Origin of the sequence: Vibrio sp. Vb1026 (assembly GCF_033338745.1) — a bacterium.
In the GTDB taxonomy this organism is placed as follows: Bacteria; Pseudomonadota; Gammaproteobacteria; order Enterobacterales; family Vibrionaceae; genus Vibrio; species Vibrio alginolyticus.
On record NZ_JAWOTH010000008.1, the window covers coordinates 144,213 to 159,987 of the forward strand.

Here is a 15,775-nt window from a genome sequence, read left to right on the forward strand (position 1 = left end):
TTTATAGATGGTTAGGTTGTTTTTTACTCGATCACTGACAAGAAATCTCGTCCCAGAACCAGTTGCTTTGCGTTGGGCTTTCCCATACTCCAGGGCCATTTTTTGCGACAAAACATTTGTTTTGGTACGTCACTTTATCGCCGTTAGCGACTTGCGTTACACCCGGCTCCCACTGAATAAAATTGCCTGTCACTGGTGGTTCTGGCTCGGTTACTGGCGGCTCTGGCTCAATCACCGGTGGTTCAGGTTCCGTTGTAGGCGGCTCCGTAGGAGTGCCTGAAACCAGCTTCCAAGGGTCTCCTTTCGTTGGCTCATTACCTTGTGACCACCATTTCGCTTCGTAAACAGCACCTTGGTAAGAAACTTGATCACCCGTGTTATATACTTTGCCAGAATCCCAAGCTGCCACACCACCTACAGGCGGATCGACCGGATCCACTGGGTCTAACTTGTCAACTACACGAACTTCTGGCCAACCCGCATGAGATTGGTAGAAGTTAGTTACACATTTCTCATAATCACCCGCAACTAGCGCAGAGTAAGCCGTTTGGAAACCAACAAGCTCACATTCAAATGAGTGACCTCCAGGACGATCTGAGTAGTATTTCCAGTCTCCATCCCAGTTGGTGTACAACACGTCTGTCGCACCATTCAGATTTAAGCTGCCATAAGGCGTCTGCTGCCAACAGGTATTGGTCTCATCGGCTTCAATTGGAATTTGATAATGAGCGGCAAGTCCTTCCCAATAGCGAATACGGTTAACAGGTTGACCTTTATCTTTGTTTTGCTCCCCACACTCAATACCACCATTGATCACGTTGATGGTGGTACCAAAGCCGTAACCAATGCCAGCATCAAGCTCACGCTGTGAAGGCACCCAAGTACGGTCAATCACATGTAGCATTGCAGGTTTCGGTGCTTGTGGGGTTAGGAAGAACCAGATAGCCGATGCTAAGTTCAGCCACGAATCCGCAACCAAGCCTGGATTTTTTAGCAATACAGATGCATCACCATCAAACATCACTTCAGAGAACGCGCCATAGTTAAAATGGTAAGAAAGCTGTTTTGCACCACGTCCAAAGTAACCTTGTCCAGGTTCACATGGCCAGCGTTTGTTTTGCCAGTCATTTTGACCACAACCTGTTGTGTAACCTTCTTGCCCTTCAGACCATCCCATTTCTCGCACATGAACCAAAGCTTGCTGCCACTCTTCCAACCCTAGCGGATTATCCGATACGTTATCGATCGAAATATGGCCACCGGTTTCTTGTGCAAAGTGAGCAAACGCTGTCACGATCGATTTTTTACAAATTGCATCCGAATCACGACCGTCTGTGTACTCACCACAGAATGCAGGGAACTTACCAATTGCACGTAGGAAACGCGTGTAAGTGTATTCAGGTGCCGCCATTTGAGTCAGGAAGTCCCACTCACTTTCGGGGAATACACGCTCTACACGCTTCACGTTTTCTGGGTTGGTTGTCGCCCCTGGAACAATCGCTTCAACTACTGAGTTCGGGCGTGTCTCTAATGCTTGTGACCAAATGGCATACATAGGATCAGAAGTTTTGCTTTGCTCTACGGCTTGAACGTCACCACGAGCAATAACATAACCATTCGGATTTTGCGGATCGGGCTGAATATTCATACTCGCATTCACTTGTGCTGCTAAGACACAACTCAATGCAAGAGGAAGATGTTTGAGTGCAAACATGTCTAGTCTCCGGATTTCAACAATACAATATACGAGGAATAACTAGACATATAGTGGATCATATATACGAAACACCGAGCCAAGTACGTTGATTCTGCGAGACAAAATGAATAAATAGGTCCTCACACACATTTTGTCACAAGAAAAATGTTACCTTGACTCAAAAGAAAAGCGGAGACCCTGTGAGCCTCCGCTTTGTGATGTTTCTCTCTTTATTGATCTGCCGAAACCACCTCTAGCTTCGCGGTTGACTTTTGTTTAGACAGCACAAAATAAACCACACACTGAGAAATAATTGCGGCAAGCACAATCACTGGTGAGGCGTTGATTCCAGCTAAAAGAAAACACCCCAATGCGATCATTCCATTGAGTAATGCGTAAGGTAATTGTGTACGGAAGTGCTCATACTGTTCACACCCCGCTCCTGTCGACGACAAAATCGTAGTTTCAGAGATGGGAGAACAGTGATCGCCAAACAAGCCACCAGATAATACCGCACCAATACAAACCAACAGTGGTGCATCAATCGCGACGGCAGTTGGGATCACTAATGGCATCATGATGGCAAACGTCCCCCAAGATGATCCCGTAGCGAACGAGATAATACCGGCCAGTAAAAACGCAACCGCTGGCAATAACCAGTAAGGGAAACCGGCTTGAGCTTGTTCAGCAATGTATGCAGCTGCACCTAATTCTTTCCCAACCGAGCTAAGCGCCCAAGCCAATACCAGAATCACCGCCACTGACATCATGTTTGACATCCCTTTCAGATAAACCTGAATACCATCCGAAAGCTTTCTTACGCCATAAAACGCCATCAGCGCAATTAAAGTGAAGGCCGCGAAGAAATATGCAGAAGAAAGTGCAGCCCTAAACGTTGATCCTGCCACTTTTTGAAATGGAAAACCGTGTGGCACGAGGATGGTACATAGAACCACCAGCATAACGAGCAAAGGTGCCCATACAAAACTAGATTTTGCATTTTTATGCGTAAACACATTCATGGACTCCTGCACTTTCCCAAAGTCGGAGCCCTGCTCTGCTAGTTGCTCAGCCTTCGCCATCGGTCCGAAATCTAATTTGAAGAAAGAGACAATCGGCACAATCGCGATCGCAAGAAAGGCGTAAAACTGATACGGGATCGCACCAATGAAAGCATCCCAATCACTCATACTGACATTCAGGGCAGTAAACTCTTTTTGAATCAATCCCATGATGTAAACGCCCCATCCGATAAAAGGGATCAAGATTGCGACGGGAGAGGAAGTAGAGTCGATAATAAAAGCTAATTTTTGGCGTGATACTTTTAACTTATCAAATAAAGGGCGAAAAACAGGGCCAACAATCAGTGGTGTACCAAGGTCTGAGAAGAAAATAACCACACCACCGAACCATGCGGACAGTTGAGCTTGGCATTTACTCGCAACCCATTGAGTAACCTTTTTAGCAAACGCCACACCACCGCCAGATTTCTCCATCAAGGCAACAAAGCCACCAATAAAGACCAAGAGCAAAATGACGCCCGCATTGTAGCTGTCAGTTAATTGCGGCAGTAGATAGCTTTTCATCAATGCACTAAACGAGTCTAGTGGCCCTTTTTCGACAAATGTCCCTTCGAGCATAGCGACACCACTCACCACACCGGCGAATAAACCAACAACGACATTTCTTGTGGTCAGCGCGAGGAAAAGAGTAATAAGGATGGGAATGAGAGAGGTAACGTCAGCCTGTTCCATAGCAATACCATTTATGATAATCAAACAATTAAAATGAATATATATTTAATTTAACTGCATGTATATATCTCTCACAAAAAAGTTGAGCCACCTCTTCACAAACTTGAAGTACAAAAAAACCAGCCCGAAGGCTGGTTCTTATAAACTCAACTGTCTAGAGGAAAATTATTCCCACTCGATAGTCGCTGGTGGCTTACCTGAAATGTCGTAAACAACACGAGAAATGCCATCAACTTCGTTGATAATACGGTTAGATACCTTACCTAGGAAGTCGTATGGTAGGTGTGCCCAATGAGCAGTCATGAAGTCGATAGTTTCTACCGCACGCAGAGACACAACCCAATCGTACTTACGACCATCGCCCATTACACCAACAGAACGTACTGGTAGGAATACCGTGAACGCTTGAGATACTTTGTTGTATAGATCAGCTGCGTGCAGCTCTTCAATAAAGATAGCATCAGCACGGCGTAGCAAGTCACAGTACTCTTTCTTGATTTCACCAAGAACACGAACACCTAGACCAGGACCTGGGAATGGGTGGCGGTAAAGCATGTTGTAAGGCAGGCCTAATTCTAGACCAATCTTACGAACTTCATCTTTGAACAGCTCACGTAGTGGCTCAACAAGACCCATTTCCATGTCATCTGGAAGACCGCCCACGTTGTGGTGCGATTTGATCACGTGCGCTTTACCAGTCTTAGATGCAGCTGACTCGATTACATCAGGGTAAATCGTACCTTGAGCTAGCCATTTCGCGTTTTTCAGCTTCTTAGACTCTTCATCGAATACATCTACGAATACGTGACCGATAGTCTTACGCTTCTCTTCTGGGTCAGACTTACCTTCAAGTGCTTTGAGGAAGCGTTCTTCAGCGTCAACTTTGATAATGTTCAAACCAAATTGGTCGCCGAACATATCCATAACTTGTTGACCTTCGTTTAAACGAAGTAGACCGTTATCAACAAATACACACGTTAGCTTGTCGCCGATTGCGCGGTGAACCAGCATCGCAACTACCGATGAATCAACACCACCAGATAGACCTAGGATAACTTCGTCGTCACCCACTTGCTCTTTAATACGAGCAACCGCGTCTTCGATGATAGATTCAGAAGTCCATAGACGTTCACAGCCACATACGCCAAGAACAAAGTTCTCAAGCATTTGTAGGCCACCTTTTGTGTGTGTCACTTCTGGGTGGAACTGAACGCCGTAGTATTTCTTCTCTTCATTCGCCATCGCAGCGTAAGGACAAGTTTCTGTCTCACCAACTTTTACGAAATCGGCTGGGATCTCTACTACTTTGTCGCCATGGCTCATCCAAACGTCTTGAGTTGCTTCAAGGTCTTTAAATAGAGCACATTCACCAGAAACTTTAACCTGAGCGTAGCCAAACTCACGTTCGTTAGAGCCCGCCACTTTGCCTCCTAGCTGTTCCGCCATGGTTTGCATGCCGTAACATACGCCAAGCAAAGGAACACCAGAATCAAACACATATTGAGGCGCGCGTGGAGAGTTCTCTTCCGTTACACTTTCTGGACCGCCAGATAGGATAATGCCATCTGGGTTGAATTCGCGAATATCCGCTTCTTCTACATCCCAGCTCCATAGTTCACAGTAAACGCCGATTTCACGTACGCGGCGTGCTACTAATTGAGTGTACTGAGAACCGAAGTCCAAGATCAGAATACGTTGGTCATGGATATTTTTAGTCATTTTGAGCAGTCTTTTTAAGGCTAAGTGATTAAAACCGAGGCGAGTGTACTCGCCTCTTCTTAATGCTTCAAGGAAAAAGCAAACGTTTCCGTTAGGTAATTAGTTCCCTAGACGGTAGTTCGGTGCTTCCTTAGTAATTTGAACATCGTGTACATGAGACTCTTGCATACCAGCACCAGAGATACGTACAAATTCAGCTTTCGTACGCATATCTTCGATAGTTGCAGAACCAGTTAGACCCATGCTTGAACGTAGACCACCCATTTGTTGGTGTACGATCTCTTTTAGACGGCCTTTGTATGCGATACGACCTTCGATACCTTCTGGTACTAGCTTGTCCGCTGCGTTGTCAGACTGGAAGTAACGGTCAGAAGAACCTTGAGACATAGCACCAAGAGAACCCATGCCACGGTAAGACTTGTAAGAACGGCCGTTGTATAGAATCACTTCACCCGGCGCTTCTTCAGTACCTGCAAACATAGAACCAACCATCACACATGATGCGCCAGCTACGATTGCTTTACAGATATCACCTGAGAAACGGATACCACCGTCAGCAATAACCGGAATACCATAATCATTAGCCACTTCTGCCGCATCTGCGATTGCAGTGATTTGTGGAACTCCCACACCCGTTACAATACGAGTTGTACAGATAGAACCAGGGCCGATACCCACTTTCACTGCGCTTACGCCAGCTTCGATTAGTGCTTTAGCACCAGCACCTGTTGCTACGTTACCACCGATGATGTCTAGATCTGGGTAAGCAGCGCGAGTTTCGCGGATGCGGTTTAGTACACCTTCAGAATGTCCGTGTGAAGAGTCGATAAGTAGAATGTCAACGCCTGCTTCAACTAGAGCAGCAACACGCTCTTCGTTACCAGCGCCAGCACCAACGGCTGCGCCAACACGTAGGCGACCACGCTCATCTTTACATGCGTTTGGTTTACGTTCTGCTTTGTGGAAGTCTTTCGCAGTAATCATACCGGTTAGTTGGAACTCATCATTCACAACCAATACTTTCTCTACACGAGCTTCGTGCATTTTCTCTTGCACTTCTTCTCGTGTTGCACCTTCTTTAACTGCTGCCAACTTCTCTTTTGGCGTCATTACTGAAGATACTTTCTTAGAAAGGTCCGTCACAAAACGAACGTCACGACCAGTGATAATACCAACAAGCTCATTGCTCTCAGTGACAACAGGGAAACCTGCAAAACCATGCTTTTCAGTGAGTGCAACAACATCAGCGATGGTCGCGTCAGGGTTTACAGTAACCGCGTCAGTTACCATACCAGCTTCGAACTTCTTAACTTTACGAACTTCGGCTGCCTGCTGCTCAATAGACATGTTCTTGTGGATAAAGCCAATGCCACCCTCTTGCGCTAGCGCAATTGCTAGACGAGCTTCAGTAACAGTGTCCATAGACGCTGAAATCATTGGGATGTTTAGGGTGATGTTCTTAGTTAGCTGAGTGCGAAGATCAGCTGTGTTTGGGAGAACGGTGGAGTGTGCTGGCACAAGTAGTACGTCATCGAATGTCAGCGCTTCTTTGGCAATTCTTAGCATTTGCAATATCTCACAATTAGAGGAGTAAAAAGAACAATCCAATCTCATCGTTTCGCATAATGAGGGTAACCTGCGTTAGCAACTAGCTACATTTGGATTAGATATTGCGGAGGGATTATACGGTTAACGCAATCGCTTGACCACAAATTTTTTAATTTTTTTCTTGCAATTACCCCCTTGCTATGTATTATATTGCCGCTAATTTCCATACTCACGTCTAAGAGATTAGCTGTGCTCTCCAAGACCAATCAAAACATCTTTACTGTTTCTCGTCTCAACGCAGAAGTTCGTTTACTCCTTGAAAACGAAATGGGGATCGTTTGGCTCGTCGGAGAGATATCCAACTTTTCAGCTCCTGTCTCTGGTCACTGGTACCTCACTCTTAAAGACTCTCGCGCTCAAGTTAAATGTGCCATGTTTCGTGGTAACAATCGCCGCGTTACTTTCAAACCCGCTAACGGTAATCAAGTCCTAGTAAAAGCTCGTCTGTCTCTTTATGAGCCTCGCGGTGACTACCAATTGATCATCGAAAGCATGCAACCGGAAGGTGACGGCCGTCTTCAGCAAGAGTTTGAAGAGCTGAAAATGAAGCTTGCAGCAGAAGGGTTGTTCGCGCAAACCAATAAGCAATCTTTGCCTGAGCACCCTAAACGTGTTGGCGTCATCACATCGAAAACTGGTGCCGCGCTTTACGATATCTTAGACGTATTGAAACGTCGTGATCCTTCCCTACCTGTTGTGATTTATCCGACAGTGGTACAAGGTGAGGACGCAGCCATTCAAATTGCACAAGCCATTGGTCGCGCTAACAGCCGTGATGAATGTGATGTGCTAATTGTGGGCCGAGGTGGTGGTTCATTAGAAGACTTATGGTGCTTTAACAACGAGATATTAGCTCGCACGATTGCAGCAAGCCAAATTCCTATTATTAGCGCCGTTGGACATGAAGTTGACGTGACAATAGCTGATTTTGTCGCCGACGTACGCGCGCCTACTCCATCAGCAGCCGCTGAGCTAGTAAGCCGTGATAACAGCCACAAAGATCAAGCTTTAGTTACCCGCCAGCATAAGTTAGCGAGCGCGATGCGTTACTACCTAGCACAACAAAAGCAGCGATCTGCTCAATTAGTGCACCGTCTAGAGAGACAGCACCCAAGCTATCGCTTACAACGTCAGACGCAACAGTTAGATGAGTTGGACATGCGCTTACAGCGAGCGATGAGTCGTTTTATTGCCTTGCGTCAACAGCGAATCGAGCGTCAACATTATCGGCTGCAATTAAATTCTCCTGTAACACGCCTTAGCGAGCAGAAGTCGAAGCTAGAACGTGTTGAGCAAAAGCTCATGGATGCAATGGATCGCAAATTACTGACTATGCGCCATCAACTCGCGATTGCCGCAGAAAAGTTGGACACCGTCAGCCCACTAGCGACATTGAAACGAGGTTACTCAATTACTCAAACTGAGCAAGGTAAAGTAATTACGCAATCTTCAGATGTAAAGTCGGGAGATGTATTGATTACCCGGTTAGCCGAAGGCGACGTTCGTTCTACCGTTAACTGAATACAAACTCTGGTTAACTGACTTTCTGGAACTCAAATCGGACACGTGATTTTGATTTGAGTTCATTACACACATTACAAAAGTAACTCGCAGCACCGCATGCTTGCAGCTTCTCCAGCTCCGCCTCACAATCAGGGCAAAAACCTACTTTTTTAAAATCCGATTCACACTGTGCACAATGGTATTGTCCTGTCCATTCCAGTTCGACATTGCAAGTCGGGCAAATGTTCTGCTGCATATCCCGTTCCTCTCTCTAAACTAAGCAATTTCGAGTAACGCATGCTACTCAAAATAACGAACAAGTATGTTGATCTTCATCACCGCCCCAACAAGTTTCACGAGGCGATAACCATACTTGATACGTAGGATCTTATACTGATCGTCTGATATTTACTCCTTGATCAGCGATCACCCCTTAAAAGAATATTTATATAACCACACACCGAAAGCATAAGTTACATATTCTGCATTCCAATTTAAAACAGAATAAAAAACCTTATAGAGATTTAATTAAACAAAAAATCAGAATTTAATAAAAAGATCTTATTCAAAAAGCAGTGTTTACATTGGTGTGCATTTCGATAGTTTGAGCGTCGAGCTTAACGAGTTTAACTTGGATAAAAGCAAACTCATTTAAATGGCTCGCATGCGTTCCACCACAAGGGATTACCGCTAATTGACCTTCCCCTAAATCGCACTTCCAATAGCGAGAATCCGTTAATCTATCGCCGTGGCATTCCATGGTGATCATCGCATCTCTTTGAAGCCATTCAACCAGTTGGCCATTCACTTTTTCTGCAATCGCCTGGAGGTCATTCAGCATATCTGCACTGTTTAATCCTCTTTTACGAAGTGTTTTGCCTAAACGGTACATATCGAGGCACTTGTCTGGAGTGACATAACTAGTAACTTGCGCATAGCTATTAAAGTCATAATAACCATGTGGGTCTTTGCGGTCTGCGTCTTTTCGCCAATAGTCTTCCGATAGTACTTTATTCAACGCCAAATACGCTAAGTGTCCTGCAGTGTGGCCTCGACTCAAAGCATTTTGATAGTCTTTATCTACCGCTAATGTTACCAAGTCATTAATTGCACATGATTCCGTACGTGATATAACATGCACGACGACAAACACCCAACCTTCAGCATCACGCTTTACAGGGATGTCACTACCCACATACAGAGCACCACTCTCCTGCTCCACTGCCCCAACTTGGCAATCTACCACATCATGCTCAGCCCCATTCACCTTCAACGTTCCTTTGTCTGCAGGGTGATCCGGCCATATGTGACTAACGGGATGGAACGGTGTGACATCTGTAATAACGTAAGTCACTTTTTCCGTAGATTGAACGAGCTGTATTTGTGCTTCTAATTGCCATGTTTGATGACAAAAACGAGTCTTTGTTGCTGTGATAGTCATTTTTACGATTACTTTTGATAAAAAAATACCCAAGTAGAAACTTGGGTATTCGAATTTCATTATTTATTGCGGTTTTTCACCATCGACATCATACGCTTACGTTTACGCTCTTGTGATAGCGTAAGCTTATTCGTACGGTTCTCGTATGGGTTATCACTGTTGTGGAAGTTAATGCGAATCGGTGTTCCCATAATTTCCAGAGACTTACGGAAGTAGTTCATCAGATAACGTTTATACGAATCTGGCAATTCACGAACCATGTTACCGTGGATAACAACGATCGGTGGGTTGTAACCACCTGCGTGTGCGTATTTGAGTTTGATACGACGACCACGAACCATTGGCGGTTGGTGATCATCCACAGCCATCTTCATGATACGCGTCAGTACTGACGTACCCACACGCGTTGTCGCCGAGTTATATGCTTCTTGAATAGATTCAAACAAGTGACCAACGCCAGTACCGTGCAGCGCAGAGATAAAGTGGATACGCGCGAAGTCGACGAATCCTAGACGGCGGTCCAGTTCTTTCTTCACGCTTTCTTTCACGTCACTGTCTAGACCATCCCACTTGTTAACGGCGATGACAATTGAGCGGCCAGCATTCAGTGCAAAACCAAGCAAGCTTAGGTCTTGGTCTGAAATATTTTCACGTGCATCAATCACCAGTAGAACGACGTTTGCATCTTCTACCGCTTTCAGCGTCTTAACAACAGAGAACTTTTCAACCGTTTCATTGATACGACCACGACGACGAACACCTGCGGTATCAATTAGTACGTATTCGCGTCCATCACGCTCCATCGGGATGTAGATAGAATCGCGCGTTGTACCAGGCATATCGTATACAACCACACGTTCTTCACCCAGAATACGGTTAGTCAGTGTCGATTTGCCTACGTTAGGACGACCGATGATCGCCAACTTAATCGGCTGCTCTTGAAGGCGTTTGAATTCAGCTTCTGCGTCTTCTTCAGTGTAATCTTCAACAAGAGGCTCTTCGTCTTCGAATCCAGTCAGGTCTTCAATCTCACCTTCTTCAGATTCACTTGTTAGTAGATCATCAAAGAATGGAGATAAAGCACGCTCAAGCAAAGCGGTCACACCACGGCCATGAGCAGCCGCAATCTGGTACATATCATCCACGCCGAGCTGCCAAAAATCAGCACACGCCGCATCGGCATCAATACCATCGATTTTGTTTACTACCAGCATCGCTGGCTTTTCAATTTTACGCAGATGCGCAGCAATTGCTTCATCTGAAGGTGTCAGACCAGCACGACCGTCAACAAGGAACAATACAACATCAGCCTCATCAATCGCGGCTAATGACTGTTCTGCCATCTTTGTTTCCACGCCTTCTTCTGTGCCATCGATACCACCAGTATCAATCACAATGAATTCGTGCTCTTCACCAAGTCTCGCCTGGCCATATTTACGGTCTCGCGTTAGGCCTGGAAAGTCCGCAACCAACGCGTCACGAGTGCGAGTCAATCGGTTAAATAGTGTAGATTTACCTACGTTCGGACGCCCTACTAGAGCTACAACAGGTACCATAACAACCTCTACAATAATCTTTCTTCTGTAGTTATAGGTAACGACTTGCTCGATGCCAAATCAAACCAGCTTTTTACCTATAACCACGTCAGGGTTAATAAATTCAAACAACAAAACGGCTCCTAGCTGTCACCAGCCAGGAGCCGAATGTGAATTATATCACGATATTATTCGTTAATGGTTAGTTTCTTTACATCGCCGTTGCGAGTTGTAATCACATAACCATCCGACAATAACGTCGGGCCAACTGCCAAGCCACTATCATCGACAAACTGCTGCGCAACAAATTCGCCCGTTGAACGATCCATCCAGTGAAGGTAACCAAGCGTGTCACCGACAACGAGATAATTGCCAACAATAACTGGCGCTGTAAGTTGTCGGTGCTCAAGCAAGCTGTTTTCCCACAACTCAGTCCCGCTTCGTGAATCAACGGCAACAACATGATCTTTTTCCGTTATCACAAAGATGCGACTACCATCTGTAGAAATGTCTGTCGCAGATGAGTAATTACGCTTCCAAATCGGGTTCGCTGAACGTAAGTCAATGGCGATAAGTTGACCATTGTATCCAATGGTGAAAAGAGTACCGCCTAGCACAATTGGCGATGAATCAACGTCAACCAAACGATCAATTTCTGTCGCGCCTTTTGGCGTACCAACAGGCTGTTGCCAAATCAACTGACCACGCTCAACGATAGCAGCTGCGAGTCGGCCATTTGCCGTTCCCCAAAATACACCGCCGCCAATTGCAGTCGGAGTACTGTCGCCACGTAAAGTTAAGTTCGGCACTTCTGTGCTCAATGCCCAGCGTTGCTCACCTGTACTCTCATTAAGGGCAATCAGCATGCCTCGGCTAGTATTGATGATAATAAGGCCTGAATCTGCAACTGGCTTCGCCAGTACCTCACCACCAACTTTTACACGCCAAACAATTTCACCTGTTTCTTGGTCAAGAGAGATGACTTCACCATTCTCAGAGCCAATGTAAAGGTTTCCGTATGCCGCTGTGATACCACCAGAGAGACGAGCAATGACATCTTCTTCTAGGTCCGTTTGCCAACGTTGTTTACCATTCTCAGGATCCAGCGCTTTTACTAAGCCATCACGACTTGCCACGAACAATGTATCATTCGCAAATACAGGGGATAGTTTTGAAAAGTAATGACCAACACCATCGCCAACCGATGTGCTCCACTCACTACTGGTTGTAAACTGACTGTCTACCTGAGGTAGTGGCGCCATTACAATGGTGTCTTTCTCACCTGCACAACCGGCAAGTACTCCCATTGTTAACGCCCCTAGCAAGGCTTTCTTAAAGACTCTTTTCATCCAATGCGGTCCTTATTTCGCCAGATCGTCCAATTTCATTTGTAGTGTCGGGCTTGCATCTGCCGCTTGCTGAGCTTCAGTATACGCAGCGTACGCAGCATCTTTGTCACCTTGGCGAATCGCAATATCGCCACGAAGTTCAGCAATACGACCTGTCCATGCTGTATCAGTGACGTTACTTAGCTCTGCCGTTGCAGCGTCGAAGTTACCCATTTCCGTCTCAATACGCGCAATGCGGTAACTAATCAATGGTAACAACGCAGCATCTTGAGTGCTGCTTTGCGCCCACTTCAGTTGCTCCAATGCAGCAGAAAGGTCTTGAGCTTCAACTTGTGCTTTAGCAAGTTGTAGCGCAGCCAGTACTGAATATTCTTTTACTTCATTTGACTCAATGAAAGCTTTCACGTCAGCTTGAGCATCAGTGCCTTTGTCTTGCAAAGCATTCATTGCTGTCGTGTAGCTTTGAGAAGCTGCTTCACTCGCCTGAATCACAGAATCCTGGTAGTAACGCCAGCCGAATAGACCACCTAAACCAACAACCGCACCGATGATGACGGCTTTGCCGTTTTCCTTCCACCAGTCTTTAATGGCTTCAACTTGTTGTTCTTCAGTATCGTAAAGTTCCACTTCCTGTCCTCTTAAAACATGTAAATGGCAGCTTAGCTGCCATTGTTCCTATTTCGTTTAAAGGCTCCACATTTGGGAGCCTTAGCTTACGAACTAGGATGTAATTTTGTTAGATTACTAAAAGACTTAAATCAGTGCTGCGATCTTTTCTGCAACTTCTGCTTGGTTGTAAGTCTCTTGCTCACCACCAGCTAAGTCTTTCAGTACTACGGTATTATCCGCAACTTCGTTTTCGCCCAGAACCAATGCTACAACAGCACCAACTTTGTCTGCGCGTTTAAACTGTTTCTTGAAGTTACCGCCACCGAAGTGATTCATCACACGAACGCCTGGAACAGACTCGCGAAGCTGTTCTGCTAGCTTCATTCCTGCCATCATGGTGCCTTCACCCGCTGTGACTACGTACACGTCAACACTGCGACGAACGTCTGTCAGTTCCAACGTTTCTAGCATCAGTACTAGACGCTCTAGGCCCATTGCAAAGCCAACCGCTGGTGTTGGTTTACCACCTAATTGCTCTACAAGGCCATCGTAACGACCACCGCCACATACAGTGCCTTGAGCACCTAGGCTCTCAGTGATCCACTCAAATACCGTGCGATTGTAATAATCCAGACCACGAACTAGACGTTCGTTAACTGTGTATTTGATACCTGCGGCGTCTAAAAGTTCACATAGACCTGCGAAGTGTGCTTTAGATTCTTCACCCAAGTAATCTGAAAGGCGAGGCGCATCACCTAAAATAGCTTGAACGTCTGGGTTCTTCGTATCCAGAACACGCAGTGGGTTCGTGTGCATGCGACGCTTACAATCTTCATCTAGCACATCAATATGTTGCTCAAGGAATGCAACCAGTGCAGTACGGTAGTCTGCGCGGTCTTCTTGAGAACCGATAGAGTTCAGCTCAAGACGAACATGTTCATTGATACCTAGCTCACGCCATAGACGCGCCGTCATCATGATAAGCTCTGCATCAACATCTGGACCATTTAGACCAAACACCTCAACACCACACTGGTGGAATTGACGGTAACGACCTTTCTGCGGACGTTCATGGCGGAACATAGGCCCCATGTACCACAGACGCTGTTCATCACGGTTGATCAGGCTGTTTTGGATACATGAACGTACACAACCCGCCGTACCTTCTGGGCGAAGTGTTAGGCTGTCGCCGTTACGGTCATCAAAAGTGTACATTTCTTTTGAAACGACGTCTGTTTCTTCACCAACAGCGCGGCTGAATAGGTTTGTTTCTTCAACGATTGGCATGCGCACTTCGTTATAACCGTATGCGCTAATTACATTTTTCACTGTGTTTTCTAGTTTTTGCCACAGTGGCGACTGAGTTGGGAGGCAATCGTTCATGCCTCGAATTGCTTGAATTGTTTTTGCCACAATACTTACCGTAATTCTCGTTGAGATTAATCTTGTACTTTAACTTCGATGCGGTTTTCGCCATTCATCATAGCTGCTTTCGCACGGATCTTAGCTTCTAGCTTATTCACAAGGTCATCGTTATCAAAGCGCTCTTTCTGGCGTTTACCATCTTCGTAGAATGCGCTCTTCTTGTTACTACCTGCTAGACCTAAGTGAGAAACTTCTGCTTCACCAGGGCCGTTTACCACACAACCGATGATAGACACATCCATTGGCGTGATGATGTCTTCTAAACGTTGCTCCAGTGCATTCACCGTACCAATCACATCGAATTCTTGGCGTGAGCAGCTGGGGCACGCAATAAAGTTGATGCCTCGAGAGCGAATGCGCAGAGATTTAAGGATGTCGAAACCGACTTTGATTTCTTCAACTGGATCGGCCGCCAAAGAGATACGCAGCGTATCGCCTATCCCTTCAGATAACAGCATACCTAAGCCAACAGATGACTTAACAGCGCCAGCTCGAGCACCACCCGCCTCTGTGATACCTAAATGAAGAGGCTGATCGATTTTCTTCGCCAGCAGACGATATGAATCCACAGCAAGAAAAACGTCTGAAGCTTTCACGCTAACTTTAAATTGGTCAAAGTTAAGACGATCGAGATGATCTACGTGACGCATCGCCGATTCAACCAAGGCTTCTGGCGTTGGTTCACCGTATTTCATCTGTAAATCTTTTTCCAAAGATCCACCATTGACGCCAATACGGATCGGGATGTTTTTATCGCGAGCGCAATCAACAACAGCGCGAATACGCTCTTCATTGCCGATGTTACCTGGGTTGATACGTAAACAGTCAACTCCGTACTCCGCAACTTTCAGCGCGATACGATAGTCGAAATGAATATCAGCCACTAATGGTACAGAAACTTGCTGTTTAATCAGTTTGAAAGCTTCTGCTGCGTCCATCGTAGGTACAGAAACTCGAACGATATCTGCGCCGACTTTTTCTAGTGCTCGGATTTGAGCGACTGTCGCTTCTACGTCAGTCGTGCGAGTGTTAGTCATTGACTGTACTGCAATTGGCGCACCATCACCAATTGGCACATCACCCACATAAATACGCGTCGATTTACGACGAATAATTGGAGATTCGTGTTGCATAAT

General features: G+C 45.8%; 12 protein-coding genes. 1 reads left to right on the forward strand and 11 read right to left on the reverse strand.

What is annotated here, in order from left to right; genetic code table 11:
• Window positions 1–31: 31 nt before the first annotated feature.
• From R7E47_RS14030 to guaB, 4 genes are all read right to left on the reverse strand, one after another.
• Window positions 32–1,714 carry a chitinase gene (locus tag R7E47_RS14030; protein WP_318084439.1) on the reverse strand — a complete coding sequence of 561 codons (1,683 nt, stop codon included), beginning with the start codon at window positions 1,712–1,714 and terminating at the stop codon, window positions 32–34.
• Between the two features lie 212 nt (window positions 1,715–1,926).
• Window positions 1,927–3,450, reverse strand: coding sequence for a Na+/H+ antiporter NhaC family protein (locus R7E47_RS14035; protein WP_064353653.1), 1,524 nt, complete (start codon window positions 3,448–3,450; stop codon window positions 1,927–1,929).
• Window positions 3,451–3,615: 165 nt separating this feature from the next.
• The gene (guaA, locus tag R7E47_RS14040; protein WP_318084441.1) at window positions 3,616–5,169 is read right to left on the reverse strand and encodes a glutamine-hydrolyzing GMP synthase; all 1,554 of its coding nucleotides are present in this window, start codon (window positions 5,167–5,169) and stop codon (window positions 3,616–3,618) included.
• 99 nt (window positions 5,170–5,268) lie between these two features.
• A complete protein-coding gene (gene guaB, locus R7E47_RS14045) occupies window positions 5,269–6,735 on the reverse strand; it encodes an IMP dehydrogenase (protein ID WP_017633908.1) in 1,467 nt (488 codons plus the stop codon).
• Between the two features lie 231 nt (window positions 6,736–6,966).
• On the opposite strand from guaB, the gene xseA reads away from it, so the two are divergent.
• Window positions 6,967–8,298 (forward strand): exodeoxyribonuclease VII large subunit, encoded by a 1,332-nt coding sequence (xseA, locus tag R7E47_RS14050; RefSeq protein WP_318084443.1) that lies wholly within the window; start codon window positions 6,967–6,969, stop codon window positions 8,296–8,298.
• Window positions 8,299–8,311: 13 nt separating this feature from the next.
• On the opposite strand, the gene R7E47_RS14055 is transcribed toward xseA, so the two are convergent.
• The 7 genes from R7E47_RS14055 to ispG all read right to left on the reverse strand — a co-directional run bounded on the left by R7E47_RS14055 (window position 8,312) and on the right by ispG (window position 15,772).
• Window positions 8,312–8,536: a zinc ribbon domain-containing protein gene (locus tag R7E47_RS14055; RefSeq protein WP_005381691.1), complete on the reverse strand. Its 225-nt coding sequence runs from the start codon at window positions 8,534–8,536 to the stop codon at window positions 8,312–8,314.
• A gap of 309 nt (window positions 8,537–8,845) precedes the next feature.
• Window positions 8,846–9,721 carry an alanyl-tRNA editing protein gene (locus R7E47_RS14060; RefSeq protein ID WP_318136233.1) on the reverse strand — a complete coding sequence of 292 codons (876 nt, stop codon included), beginning with the start codon at window positions 9,719–9,721 and terminating at the stop codon, window positions 8,846–8,848.
• Window positions 9,722–9,780: 59 nt separating this feature from the next.
• Window positions 9,781–11,277 carry a ribosome biogenesis GTPase Der gene (gene der / locus R7E47_RS14065; protein WP_017820569.1) on the reverse strand — a complete coding sequence of 499 codons (1,497 nt, stop codon included), beginning with the start codon at window positions 11,275–11,277 and terminating at the stop codon, window positions 9,781–9,783.
• Window positions 11,278–11,444: 167 nt separating this feature from the next.
• Window positions 11,445–12,605 (reverse strand): outer membrane protein assembly factor BamB, encoded by a 1,161-nt coding sequence (gene bamB / locus R7E47_RS14070; RefSeq protein ID WP_005381696.1) that lies wholly within the window; start codon window positions 12,603–12,605, stop codon window positions 11,445–11,447.
• Between the two features lie 12 nt (window positions 12,606–12,617).
• Window positions 12,618–13,232, reverse strand: a complete 615-nt coding sequence (locus R7E47_RS14075) for a YfgM family protein (protein WP_213915298.1) — start codon at window positions 13,230–13,232, stop codon at window positions 12,618–12,620.
• Between the two features lie 126 nt (window positions 13,233–13,358).
• On the reverse strand, window positions 13,359–14,627 hold the full coding sequence (gene hisS / locus R7E47_RS14080) for a histidine--tRNA ligase (RefSeq protein ID WP_005381698.1): 1,269 nt from the start codon (window positions 14,625–14,627) through the stop codon (window positions 13,359–13,361).
• 26 nt (window positions 14,628–14,653) lie between these two features.
• Complete coding sequence (gene ispG / locus R7E47_RS14085) at window positions 14,654–15,772, reverse strand: flavodoxin-dependent (E)-4-hydroxy-3-methylbut-2-enyl-diphosphate synthase (protein WP_005381699.1); 1,119 nt, start codon at window positions 15,770–15,772, stop codon at window positions 14,654–14,656.
• Window positions 15,773–15,775 lie beyond the last annotated feature (3 nt).

Bases quoted from the DNA above. Each gene is read 5' to 3' on its own strand.
- guaA (WP_318084441.1), bottom strand. From the start codon at position 5,169: ATGACTAAAAATATCCATGACCAACGTATTCTGATCTTGGACTTCGGT.
- bamB (WP_005381696.1), bottom strand. From the start codon at position 12,605: ATGAAAAGAGTCTTTAAGAAAGCCTTGCTAGGGGCGTTAACAATGGGA.
- R7E47_RS14035 (WP_064353653.1), bottom strand. From the start codon at position 3,450: ATGGAACAGGCTGACGTTACCTCTCTCATTCCCATCCTTATTACTCTT.
- ispG (WP_005381699.1), bottom strand. From the start codon at position 15,772: ATGCAACACGAATCTCCAATTATTCGTCGTAAATCGACGCGTATTTAT.
- R7E47_RS14030 (WP_318084439.1), bottom strand. From the start codon at position 1,714: ATGTTTGCACTCAAACATCTTCCTCTTGCATTGAGTTGTGTCTTAGCA.
- R7E47_RS14060 (WP_318136233.1), bottom strand. From the start codon at position 9,721: ATGACTATCACAGCAACAAAGACTCGTTTTTGTCATCAAACATGGCAA.
- guaB (WP_017633908.1), bottom strand. From the start codon at position 6,735: ATGCTAAGAATTGCCAAAGAAGCGCTGACATTCGATGACGTACTACTT.
- R7E47_RS14055 (WP_005381691.1), bottom strand. From the start codon at position 8,536: ATGCAGCAGAACATTTGCCCGACTTGCAATGTCGAACTGGAATGGACA.
- der (WP_017820569.1), bottom strand. From the start codon at position 11,277: ATGGTACCTGTTGTAGCTCTAGTAGGGCGTCCGAACGTAGGTAAATCT.